Origin of the sequence: Flavobacterium sp. XN-5 (assembly GCF_008033395.2) — a bacterium.
In the GTDB taxonomy this organism is placed as follows: domain Bacteria; phylum Bacteroidota; class Bacteroidia; order Flavobacteriales; family Flavobacteriaceae; genus Flavobacterium; species Flavobacterium hiemivividum.
The window spans coordinates 45,796-57,811 of record NZ_VOGZ02000009.1; the positions used below are offsets into that span (position 1 = coordinate 45,796).

Annotated in this window: 12 protein-coding genes; 1 reads left to right on the forward strand and 11 read right to left on the reverse strand. The window is 34.9% G+C overall.

Annotated elements, in window-relative coordinates; genetic code table 11:
• Positions 1-63: 63 nt before the first annotated feature.
• The 8 genes from FQU23_RS13845 to FQU23_RS13880 form a co-directional block, all read right to left on the reverse strand.
• Positions 64-1,116 carry an NAD(P)/FAD-dependent oxidoreductase gene (locus FQU23_RS13845; protein WP_147674428.1) on the reverse strand — a complete coding sequence of 351 codons (1,053 nt, stop codon included), beginning with the start codon at positions 1,114-1,116 and terminating at the stop codon, positions 64-66.
• A gap of 133 nt (positions 1,117-1,249) precedes the next feature.
• Positions 1,250-1,831 carry a bifunctional precorrin-2 dehydrogenase/sirohydrochlorin ferrochelatase gene (locus FQU23_RS13850; RefSeq protein ID WP_147674346.1) on the reverse strand — a complete coding sequence of 194 codons (582 nt, stop codon included), beginning with the start codon at positions 1,829-1,831 and terminating at the stop codon, positions 1,250-1,252.
• Positions 1,818-2,609, reverse strand: coding sequence for a uroporphyrinogen-III C-methyltransferase (gene cobA / locus FQU23_RS13855; protein WP_147674347.1), 792 nt, complete (start codon positions 2,607-2,609; stop codon positions 1,818-1,820). The genes FQU23_RS13850 and cobA overlap by 14 nt, the downstream gene beginning before the upstream one ends.
• A complete protein-coding gene (locus tag FQU23_RS13860; RefSeq protein WP_147674348.1) occupies positions 2,599-4,692 on the reverse strand; it encodes a nitrite/sulfite reductase in 2,094 nt (697 codons plus the stop codon). The genes cobA and FQU23_RS13860 overlap by 11 nt, the downstream gene beginning before the upstream one ends.
• A 92-nt stretch (positions 4,693-4,784) precedes the next feature.
• A complete protein-coding gene (locus tag FQU23_RS13865) occupies positions 4,785-6,029 on the reverse strand; it encodes a sulfate adenylyltransferase subunit 1 (protein ID WP_147674349.1) in 1,245 nt (414 codons plus the stop codon).
• A gap of 116 nt (positions 6,030-6,145) precedes the next feature.
• Positions 6,146-6,877, reverse strand: a complete 732-nt coding sequence (locus FQU23_RS13870; protein WP_147674429.1) for a DUF2490 domain-containing protein — start codon at positions 6,875-6,877, stop codon at positions 6,146-6,148.
• A 1-nt stretch (position 6,878) separates the two neighbouring features.
• Complete coding sequence (gene cysD / locus FQU23_RS13875) at positions 6,879-7,778, reverse strand: sulfate adenylyltransferase subunit CysD (RefSeq protein WP_147674350.1); 900 nt, start codon at positions 7,776-7,778, stop codon at positions 6,879-6,881.
• A 109-nt stretch (positions 7,779-7,887) separates the two neighbouring features.
• Positions 7,888-8,589 carry a phosphoadenylyl-sulfate reductase gene (locus FQU23_RS13880; RefSeq protein ID WP_147674351.1) on the reverse strand — a complete coding sequence of 234 codons (702 nt, stop codon included), beginning with the start codon at positions 8,587-8,589 and terminating at the stop codon, positions 7,888-7,890.
• A gap of 326 nt (positions 8,590-8,915) precedes the next feature.
• Here FQU23_RS13880 and FQU23_RS13885 point away from each other — a divergent pair, with 326 nt between their 5' ends.
• Entirely contained in the window at positions 8,916-9,698 is a 783-nt protein-coding gene (locus tag FQU23_RS13885) for a sulfite exporter TauE/SafE family protein (RefSeq protein ID WP_147674352.1), read from the forward strand.
• 91 nt (positions 9,699-9,789) lie between these two features.
• On the opposite strand, the gene FQU23_RS13890 is transcribed toward FQU23_RS13885, so the two are convergent.
• The 3 genes from FQU23_RS13890 to FQU23_RS13900 form a co-directional block, all read right to left on the reverse strand.
• Positions 9,790-10,200 (reverse strand): RrF2 family transcriptional regulator, encoded by a 411-nt coding sequence (locus tag FQU23_RS13890; RefSeq protein WP_132111826.1) that lies wholly within the window; start codon positions 10,198-10,200, stop codon positions 9,790-9,792.
• An 85-nt stretch (positions 10,201-10,285) separates the two neighbouring features.
• Positions 10,286-11,458: a trans-sulfuration enzyme family protein gene (locus FQU23_RS13895; RefSeq protein WP_147674353.1), complete on the reverse strand. Its 1,173-nt coding sequence runs from the start codon at positions 11,456-11,458 to the stop codon at positions 10,286-10,288.
• Positions 11,459-11,545: 87 nt separating this feature from the next.
• On the reverse strand, positions 11,546-11,980 hold the full coding sequence (locus FQU23_RS13900) for an OsmC family protein (protein WP_147674354.1): 435 nt from the start codon (positions 11,978-11,980) through the stop codon (positions 11,546-11,548).
• Positions 11,981-12,016 lie beyond the last annotated feature (36 nt).

Below are 12,016 nucleotides of genomic sequence, written 5' to 3' on the forward strand. Positions count from 1 at the left end.
ACTGCAAAGTAAAGACATAGCGTTAATAATTCCAAGTATTAACGCTACATTTTTATTTTAGTTTTATACGATGGCTTTAACTACTGCTTTTGGCGCTTCTTTACGAGTTCCATCAAATCCATCAACGCCTGAAACTGTTGTGTATTTTAGTACATATCGCTTACCAGGATTGATGATTTGATAAGCTGCTTGACACATTAATGTCGCTTCGTGAAAACCACAAAGTATTAATTTTAATTTTCCTGGGTAGGTATTTACGTCACCAATTGCAAAAATCCCTGGAATATTTGTTTGGTAATCCAAAGCGTTATTCACTTTAATGGCATTTTTCTCAATTTCTAACCCCCAATTCCCTATAGGACCTAACTTTGGCGTTAGTCCAAAAAGAGGAATAAAATAATCTGTTTCAATAGTTCTGTGCGCTCCATTTTCATCAAGAACGATAGATTCAATATGTTCAGCTCCATTCAAACCTATTACCTCAGCCGGAGTAATTAATCTAATTTTTCCTGCGTCTTTTAGTTCCTGTACTTTTTCTACCGAATCTAATGCGCCTCTAAATTCATTTCTTCTGTGTACCAAAGTCACTTCGGAAGCTATGTTTGAAAGGAAGATACTCCAGTCTAAAGCGGAATCTCCACCCCCTGCAATAACTACTCTTTTATCTCTAAACTTTTCTGGGTTCTTGATAAAATACTTTATCCCTTTATCTTCATAAAAGTTGATTCCGTCAATTAGCGGTTTTCTAGGCTCAAAACTTCCTAAACCTCCTGCAATTGCCACAACCGAAGCGTGAATCTCTGTTCCTTTATTCGAGGTAACAATAAAACTACCATCTTCTTGTTTGTCAATAGTTTCAGCACGTTCTCCAAGTGTAAATCCCGGCTCAAATTGCTTTATTTGGTCCATCAGATTATCTACTAAATCTCCAGCTAAAACTTCTGGAAATCCAGGAATATCGTAGATGGGTTTTTTAGGATATAATTCTGAAAGCTGCCCCCCAACTTGTGGTAACGCGTCTAATATATGACATTTTAATTTTAATAATCCTGCTTCAAAAACAGCAAATAAACCTGTTGGACCGGCTCCTATAATAAGGATATCTGTTTTAATAATTTCTCTATTCTTCATATGCTTACTATTATGCTAAACTAATTTATTGCAAATTAACGATTGCTCCTTTAAAAAATAAATGATAAATGTCATTCCAATTCTTTGTTCTTTATTCTTTTTCTGTTCTCTTTATTCTCTATTCTTTATTCTTCAACGACGCTGTAATTTCATTCATTTTTTGGACTTTGTCCTCAAAATTTCCTTTAAGGGTTTTGCGGTACTCGTTGAGATTCAAAACCATCTGGTTGATATCCTCCGGAATTATTTCTTCAAAAAACTCACGCAATCTTTTGGCTGTTGTTGGTGATTTTCCATTAGTTGAAATTGCAATTTTCACATTTCCTTTGGTTACGATTCCGCCTAAATAATAATCACATAAATCAGGTGTGTCGGCAATATTGCAAATTAAATACCTTTCTCTCGAGAGATCATAAATTCTTTTATTCACCTCCAAATCATCAGTACAAGCAATAACCATATGCCTTTTCTTGAGCATCTTTTTCTTGAATTTCTTCATGGTTAGCTTAACTGAATCGTGTTTATTAATTAAGTCTACTAATTCAGGTATAAATCGAGGTGCAACCACCTCAACATTTGCATTAGGACTGGATTTTAGCATGAAAGTGAGCTTTTCTAATCCTACATTTCCTCCGCCTACAATAAGTACATTGACTTGATGTAGCTTTAAAAATATGGGATACAATTCATTCCTTTCCATACGCTAACACCTTTTGGTTAGATCTTAATTCTTTATAAAAACCTACATTTTTCTTACTGTCTCCTACTACTTCTCCTATAACAATTATCGCTGGAGAACTCAATTTATTCTCAGCTACTACTTCCTGGATTGTATTAATAGTTCCAATTCCGACTTTCTCTTCAGGAGTTGTTCCGTTTTGAATTATAGCAACTGGCATTTCTCCTTTAGACTCTTTTTGGAATAAAGCTACTATTTGATCTAGTTTGCTCATTCCCATCAATATTACCACTGTTGCGGTTGATTGCGCCGCCAAAGCTACATCTGTAGATAATTTTCGTGCAGAAGTTGTTCCTGTTATTACCCAAAAACTCTCTGACACTCCCCTTTTTGTCAAAGAAATTCCTTGACAAGCTGGAACTGCAATGGAAGATGAAATTCCAGGAACTACAAATGTAGGAATTCCAAAACTTTCTACGAACTCTATTTCTTCACTTCCTCTTCCAAAAATAAACGGATCACCACCTTTTAATCGCACTACCTTTCCGTAAGTCAGTGCATTATCGACAATTAATTGATTTATTTCATCTTGAGAATAAGCATGACATCCTTTTCTTTTTCCAACAAATATTTTTAATGCTTTTTTAGGAGCAAAAGACAACAACTCATCATTTGCCAAAGCATCATACAAGACGACATTAGCTTCTGCCAATGCTTTTGCACCTTTTATTGTCAATAAATCTGGATCTCCTGGACCAGCACCTACTAAAGTTACTTGGGCTTCTATTTTATTTTTCATCTTCTAAGTCTTTAGCTCTGAATGCTTCGATAATATCAAAAAAAGCGATAGCTTCTTGAATATACCTTGTAGCGAATTCCTCAGATGGTTCATTCTTATTAATTTGGAACACTAAATCTTTTAATGTAAATTGTAGTGGAATTTTATTTGTTGCCACAAAAACGGTATCAAACAAGTCAATTATTCCAGCCTGATGATTTGTTTTTTGATTTTCTGAAAGCAACAAGGCTTTCGATCCATTTACAAATCCAGCATAAGCATGATAAATAGCATCAGACCATTTTTTGTCTTCAAAAGCTTCTTGAGCAAATGTCAATTTATCTTTGGCTTCTAATAATAAAGTAGCTACCAAATCAATTACAACACCTGCACATTCTCCTACTCCAACAGCTTTCACATAGTTATCAGCATTTCCCCAGTCTACAAAATCAGCTTCGGTAAGATTAGTAACATCGGCCAATGGCTTTAAAAACTCATAGAAATATTTCTCGCCTTTGGCATCATAATAATCTAAAAAAGATTGTCCGTTTGCATTTGATTCGAAGTCATTTAAGATGAAACGCAGAGCATCTGGTCCTCTACGACTTGGAATCTTGATTACTTTATCAGAAAAACGTCCTGATCCGTTTCCTAAATTCCCACCGCCTAATAATACCTGAAGTGCTGGCGCCACTAATTTCCCAGCATTGATTGACATTCCCTGAAAACCAATTGCCGACATATTATGTTGACCGCAGGCATTCATACAACCGCTAATTTTTATTGTGATTTCTCTATTGTTATGGTACTGTGGATATTCAGTTTCTAGTACTCTTTCTAGCTCTACAGCAATTCCCGTACTACTTGCAATCCCAAGATTACAGGTATCTGTACCCGGACAAGCAGTAATGTCAGAAATGGTATTATAGCCTAAATTCACCATTTCTAACTTGGTTAATTCTTGGTAGAAAAATTCTAAATTTTCTTCTTTTACATTTCGAATTAAAATATCCTGACGCAAAGTAAAACGCAATTCATTGGCAGCGTAGTTCTTTATTAAGTCGGCTAATAATCTAGCTTTATCAGTGTAAAAATCTCCTAAAAGAACTTTCACGCCTATAGCTACATAACCCGCTTGTTTTTGCTGAACTACATTCGATTCTTTCCATGCTTCGAATGCAGCTCTATCTTCGATAATTACTTTTGGTGCAACAAGCAACGGCTCTGGAATAGGATTGTCAAATGCAGTGGTGTCGATTTCAAATACTTGATATGACAATGCCTTTTTCTCTGCATCAACTAATCGTAAAAACTCTTCGCTTCCGATATCTTTGATTAGAAATTTCATTCTGGCTTTAAGTCTTTTTGCTCTTTCGCCAAAACGATCAAAAATTCTCAATACTCCTTCTGTAGTTGGAATAATTTGGTTTACAGGAACAAACTCTGATAACAATTCGGCGTGATTAGGTTGTGACCCTAATCCTCCACCAAGCATTATTTTAAAACCTCTTTCCCCATTTACAATCTTTGGAATAAATCCTAAATCATGTAAATAACTCAAAGCTGTATCTTCATCTGAGGAAGAAAACGAAATTTTAAATTTTCTACCCATCTCCTGACAAACCGGATTCCTCAATAAAAATTGGAATAAGGCGTGTGCATAAGGTGACACATCAAAAGGTTCGTTGACATCGATACCAGCCGTTTCACTTGCCGTGATGTTTCGTACCGTATTACCACAGGCCTCACGTAAGGTAACATCGTCTTTTTCAAGCTCTGCCCAAAGTTGCGGCGTTCTATCTAAACTTACATAGTGAATCTGGATATCCTGACGTGTTGTGATATGCAATCTACCCGTGGAATATTCATCTGAAACTTTAGCAATACGCAATAATTGCTCGCTAGTTACTTTCCCAAACGGCAGTTTGATTCGGATCATTTGAACACCCTCTTGACGTTGCCCGTAAACACCACGCGCTAACCGCAGGCTACGAAAACGTTCATCATCAATTTTTCCTTCTTTGAATAAACGAATCTTTCTCTCTAAATCGATGATGTCTTTTTGGACAATCGGGTTTTCAATTTCTGTTCTAAAACTTTCCATGTATTTTTGCTTTTGGCTAGTAGCTTTTGGCTAGTTAGCATATAATGTTTGTTTATTTTCGTGCTAAAGGCTAAAAGCCAATTGCTTATAGCTTATCGAATAAACCCTACTCCTGCTGTTGTATTTGTTGCTGCATCGATTAAGATAAAAGCACCGTTTGATTTGTTATCGTTGTAAGCATCAAAATAAATTGCTTTGCTTAACTTAATATTTACTTCTCCTATTTCGTTAATCGCTAATTGTGACGCTTCTTTTACTCCTGAAAAATCAGTTGCAATTACATTTTTCACGCTATCAATTTTAGCCAAAACTCTGTTGGTATTGTGTTGTACAAAATATTTTGCACCAGGAACTAGTTTCTTACTGTCCATCCAACAAACTGTTGTATTGATATCTTTCTCCACTTTAGGCAATTCAGACGATTTTACAATCATATCTCCTCTAGTTACATTGATATCATTTTCTAATTCGATGGTAATTGAAGAACCTACTGAAGCTTCATCAAATTGCTTATCAAAAAAGTGAATATTAGACACTATCGATTCTGTCAAAGAAGGTAATACCGTAACTGCATCTCCAACTTTAATGTTATTCCCGTACAGTTTACCAGCATATCCTCTAAAATCGTGGTATTCTTCTGTTTTTGGGCGAATTACTGTTTGCACTGGAAAACGCGCTTGTCCTTTTTCATAAACATCAGCTGGCTCTAAAGCTTCAAGGTGTTCTAAGATAGTTTGTCCTTCGTACCATGGCATTTCACCTAATGATTCTACTACATTATCACCAGTCAAAGCACTTAACGGAATGTAACTTACGTTTTGCTCTTTGAAAGTACTTTTGGCATTTAACGCTTCAAAGTCGGCTTTAATTTTATTATAAACTTCTTCAGAATAATCTACTAAATCCATTTTATTAACGGCAACGATTACTTCTTTTACACGCAATAAATTATTGATAAAAAAGTGACGGTAGGTTTGCTCAATAACTCCTTTACGAGCATCAATTAAAATAATTGAAACTTGGGAAGTCGAAGCACCTGTAACCATGTTACGAGTATACTCAACATGCCCAGGAGTATCTGCAATGATGTAACTTTTCTTAGCCGTAGAGAAGTAAATATGAGCCACATCAATTGTGATTCCTTGTTCTCTCTCAGCAACTAATCCGTCAGTAGCCAACGAAAAATCAAGAAAATCGTAGCCTTTTTGCTTGCTACTTTTTTCAATTGCTTCTAATTTATCTGTAGTTAAGGATTGCGTATCATACAATAATCTCCCAATTAATGTACTCTTTCCGTCATCTACACTTCCTGCTGTTGCTATTTTTAAAACTTCCATTTGTTTTTTGTTTAAAGTTTAAAAGTTTACGGTTTCAAGTTTCGTTGAATGTCGCTATACAAACTTTTAAATCTGAATGTTTTTATTTTTATTTTGTATACAGATTTTAATCTGAATTATATCTTAACCTTATGAATGAAGCTGAATCTTACAATATCTCTATTAAAGTAATCAACTCCGTTTGCTCTTTCTTGAAAACTATTTAAGTAACCTAATTCTAATGCAACTGCTGGACTCACTCCTACTTGTACTGCTACATAAACCCGGTTTTGATCAAATGTGTTTTTGATAATTTTGTTTCCGCCATTAATCATTATTTCATCGGATAGTATTACTTTTAGATATTGCTTTTCTTTTTTCCAAAAAGTATAATCTCCCTGAATACGATATCTAAATCTGAGATAAAACGTAATCCCATCTTCAACCATTACTTTACTCGCATTGTGAACAAATCGTTCTTCTATCGTATACCGATGCGTCAAATTCACTTTTCCTAAAGTTTGCTTCACGGTTGCATCTTGCTGCAAACGATATTCGGGAATATGAAAACCAGTTTTAATATCAGGATCTTGTGTTGCTACTGAGAAATAAGCAAAACCTACTCCTAACTCTACCTTATCCGTTATTTTGTCTCTCACTTGAACCCGACTTACAAAGGTATTTTGCGTCACTGGATTTATAAAAACCCTATTATCAATCTCAGTATGAACAGACCATTTATTATTTAATTCCAGCTGATTGTAATATCGGGTCCAGAGTAAACTTTGTTTGTCAACGTATTTGTCTGTTTGAGCTTTTATTCCAATACTGAAAAGAAACAAACACAAAAACATTTTCAAGAACTTCATTCTAAAAGTACCCTTGTTGTTTTCTTTTTTCCATCGCTGCCTCAGAACGTTTATCATCAATTCTAGCACCTCTTTCAGATATAGTTGACAATCTAATTTCGCCTACAACCTCTGATATTGTTGCTGCGTAAGAATCAACTGCTGCTGTACAACTCATATCTCCAACAGTTCTAAAACGAACAATTCTTTCTTCAATTTCTTCGTTTTCTTCTTGGTAAACAAAAGGAGAATGTGACCATATCATTCCGTCTCTCAAGAAAACTTTACGTTTATGTGAAAAATATATTGATGGAATTTCGATTTGCTCTTCTTCGATATAGCTCCATACATCTAATTCAGTCCAGTTTGAAATGGGAAAAACACGTACGTTTTGTCCGTTTTCAATCTTCCCGTTTAACAGATCGAATAACTCCGGACGTTGGTTTTTTTCATCCCATTGACCAAAATCATCACGAACAGAGAAAATACGCTCTTTAGCTCTTGCTTTTTCTTCATCTCTGCGCGCACCACCAATACAAGCATCAAACTTAAATTCTTCGATAGCATCTAAAAGCGTTGTTGTCTGCAAGCTGTTTCTACTCGAATATTTTCCTGTTTCCTCAACCACTTTTCCTTCGTCGATGGCATCTTGCACATTTCGAACAATTAGCTCTAATCCTAATTCTTTAACCAATCGATCTCTGAATTCAATTGTTTCAGGAAAATTATGACCTGTATCTACATGTAATAATGGAAAAGGAATTTTAGCTGGGAAGAATGCTTTTTGTGCTAAACGAACCAATGTAATTGAATCTTTTCCACCAGAAAAAAGCAGTACTGGCTTGTCAAATTGAGAAATTACTTCTCTAAAAATGTATATCGCTTCGCTTTCTAAAGCATTTGTTTTTAATATCGTACTCATTGTTTTTTATTTTATCCTCCCCCAACCCCCTCCTTCGGAGGGGGAGAGAAAACGGAGTTATATTCGTTTTTAAATTTTAATTCGAACCTCTATCTACGTATTTCGAACTTTATTTCCCATGTAAGCCACACTCCTTATGACTTGATTCCCACCACCATCTTCCGGCTCTAATATCTTCCCCTTCTGAAATAGCTCTAGTGCAAGGCGCACAACCTATACTTACAAACCCCTGTTTATGCAAAGCATTTTGTGGCACATTGTTTTTTTCTAAATAATCTTCAACTTCTTTCAAAGTCCACTTTAATAAGGGATTGAATTTTATTATTTCGAACTTGGAATCATATTCAAAAAGATGTAAATCATTTCTATTTTCTGACTGTTCAGCACGAAGACCAGTAATCCAAACTGAATTCCCTTTTAAGGCTTTCGTTAATGGAGCTACTTTTCGAATAAAACAACACTCTTTTCTATTATCAACCGATTCATAAAAACTATTCGGTCCTTTCTCGTTTAATAAATTTTCAACCGCACTCGCTTCGGGAAAATATACCTTTATAGGTATTTTATACTTCTTCTTCGTTTTATGAAAAACATCGTAGGTTTCTTGAAATAACCGACCTGTATCTAAAGTGAAGATGTTAATTGACAAATCTGATGTGGCAATTAATGCCGTTATAACTTGATCTTCCTGCCCAAATGAAGTCGAAAAAACCACCTTATCTTTATATTGGTTTGCTAAAAAAGCTAAGGTTTCTTCGATTGAGAAGTTTTGTGTCTTTTCGATTAATGTTTGTACTATTGTTGAACTCATTTTATTTTATTTATCAAAAAAATCTATTACCCTATCGGTTTAGTAGATTATATCGCAAAAGTAATACTTATTTCCAAAGTACAAAACAAAAAATGATTTTTTTATTCTATCAGACTCAATTCCTTAAGTACTCAAATAAAGCATATTACAATTACAGATACTGTTATTTATTAAATTCTTAAACAAACAAATCTCTTTTATTATATTCCTAAAAAAAGCAACAACATTCTATCAAATATTTATTTCTTCAATTATTTTTCACATAGTCTATCATCCCGATAGGATAATTATAAAATAGTTATTATTTTTGTCCAAAATATTTTTTTATGGATTTCCAAGTTGGATTAGTCATTGCGGGTTTAGCCGTTGGTTTTATAGTAGGATTAACAGGTGTAGGAGGTGGTTCATTAATGACTCCTATTTTACTATGGTTTGGAATTCCTCCAACAACTGCTGTTGGAACAGATTTACTGTATGCCGCATTTACTAAAATGGGTGGTATATATGTGCATCATAAAAAAAAGAATATCAATTGGACAATTACAGCTTGGCTTTCTTTAGGTAGTGTCCCAGCGGCATTAGTAACCTTATGGATTTTACATAGTATAAAAACAGATATTACTGCAATAAATACCGTCATAAAATACAGTTTAGGATGGGCATTACTTATGACATCTATCGCAGTTTTATTTAAAAAGAAGCTTTTGAACTTCTCTCAAAAACATTCAGGAGACAAATTCCACAGTGAGAGTAAGACACAAAACTTGTTAACCGTAGCTATAGGAATTCTATTAGGCGCTACTGTAACATTAACATCTATTGGAGCTGGAGCGTTAGGAACTGTTACCTTATTTTTCTTATACCCACTTTTAGCAACGCCAAAATTAGTTGGTACCGAAATCGCGCATGCTGTACCTTTAACTCTAGTCGCTGGTTTAGGACACGCAACTATGGGAAATTTAGATTTAGAACTGCTAGGACAGTTACTATTGGGTTCACTTCCTGGAATATACGTTGGAAGCATGATGAGTGGAAAAGTTCCTGATTTATACCTTAGAAATGCAATTGCAATTATGTTATTTTTCGTGGGATATAAACTGGTGTTCTAAGTCGACATACTTCTAATACAAAAGCCCCATTCATTGTGATTATTCAATGAATGGGGCTTTTTCTTGTAAATTGTTCTCTTCGTTAAACATTCTAAAATGCAATATCGGCCAGAGAGTTATTTTCTAATATCATCAAGGTATTATCTCGAACCTCGGTCATTAATTTACGTACTGCACACGCAGCTTCGTCAGTACAATCATCGCATTTTTCATAAAAGTTATGACTTGCGCAAGGTAGCAAGGCAATTGGCCCCTCTAGAATGCGATAGACTTTGGCCATATTAATTTCTTTTGGGTCTTTAATTAAATAATAACCACCGCCCTTTCCTTTTTTCGCACCTAAAAAACCGGAATTTCGCAAAAGCAATAAAATACTTTCCAAAAACTTAACCGAAATATTTTCGCTTTTTGCAATATCAGCAATGGCAACTGGTGTTTGATCTTCTTGGCGTGCCAAAAATGTCAATGCCTTAATTCCGTATTTTGTTTTCTTTGAAAGCATTTATAGTGATTTGTGATTCTTTGTCGAAGTCTAAATTATTAAAACCAAATCTACAATCTAAAATCGTTAATCACAAATCTAAAATTTAAGACAATGCTTGCTCTAAGTCAGCTATTACATCTTTAACGGTTTCTAATCCCACAGAAACACGTACTAAACCATCTGTAATACTTACTGCTAGACGCTCTTCAACAGATAATTTACTATGAGTTGTTGATGCTGGATGTGTAACAATCGTTCTGGTATCTCCTAAATTTGGCGAAAGCGAACATAATTTTATTTTATCTAAAAAGTTACGCCCTGCTTCTAGTCCGCCTTTTATTTCAAAAGCTACAATGTTGCCACCTAATTTCATTTGTTTTTGGGCAATTTCATATTGCGGATGGGATTTCAAGAATGGATACTTGACCTTATTAACATTAGGATGCTGTTCTAAAAACTCAGCCACTTTTAAAGCATTCTCACAATGTCTATCTAATCGAATCGCTAAAGTTTCTAAACTTTTCGATAAAACCCAAGCATTAAACGGAGACAAAGAAGGACCTGTAAGTCGGGAAAATAAATAGATTTTATGAATCAATTCAGGATCACCAACAGTTACTCCGCCTAAAACTCGTCCCTGGCCGTCCATTAACTTTGTAGCAGAATGCACCACCAAATGCGCTCCCCATTTTATAGGTTGCTGCAAATAAGGAGTTGCAAAACAGTTATCGATTACTAAAATCAAATTGTGCTTTTTGGCAATATTACCAAGCAATTCTAAATCTATAATATCAACGGCTGGATTCGTAGGTGATTCCGCAAAAAGAATCTTTGTATCAGCTGTGATGAAACTTTCAATAGTTTCGGGTTTGTTAATATCAAAATACGATGTTTGAATATTCCACTTTGGAAAATAATTAACAAACAAGGAATGTGTCGCTCCAAAAACACTACTGGAAGAAACAATATGATCGCCAGATTTCAATAATGCAGCTAAGGTTGAATACACGGCAGCCATTCCTGAAGCAAAAGCAAAACCAGCAGTTGCCCCTTCCATCTTGCACACTTTTTCCACAAACTCGTTAGTGTTCGGATTACTGTATCGACTATAAATATTTCTATCTTTCTCTTCGGCAAATGAGGCACGCATATCCTCAGCGTCTTCAAATACAAAACTAGAAGTTAAGTATAATGGCACGGAGTGCTCTAAATATTGGGTACGTTCTAATTGGGTACGGATGGCTTCGGTTTCAAAACCAAATTCTTCTTCGTTCATTTTATATTTTGTTTAAAGTTTAAGGTTTAAAGTCGTTGGAACTATTAAATTCAACTCACAGTTTTTCTTAAACAACTAATTTTACTTTTAATTTTTAGCTAATTCCACACCATTCAAAACTACCTTATAATGTATGGTTGCTGTAGGTTCTAATGTTTTAGAAACCGAACAGTATTTATCGAAAGACAATTGTGCGGCTTTTGCTGCCTTGTCTTCTTTTATATTTCCTTCTAAGTAAAAAACCAAGTAAATATCTTTAAACGGTTTTGCTTCGCCTACTTGAACACGTTCTCCTTCAACCTCAGCTTTGAAAGAAGTGATTTCTTGGCGTTGTTTCTTTAGAATCGAAATCATATCAATCGCGCTGCAGCCAGCAACTCCCATCAAAACTAATTCCATCGGACTTGGACCTTGATCATCACCACCAAATTCTGGTCGGCTGTCTACGTTAACTATGTGTCCACGTTCGTTTTTCAATTCGAAATGGAAGTTGTCATTTACTCTGTTTAATGTAATTTTCATAATGTATTTTTTGAACGTTGATCACGTTATTTTTGG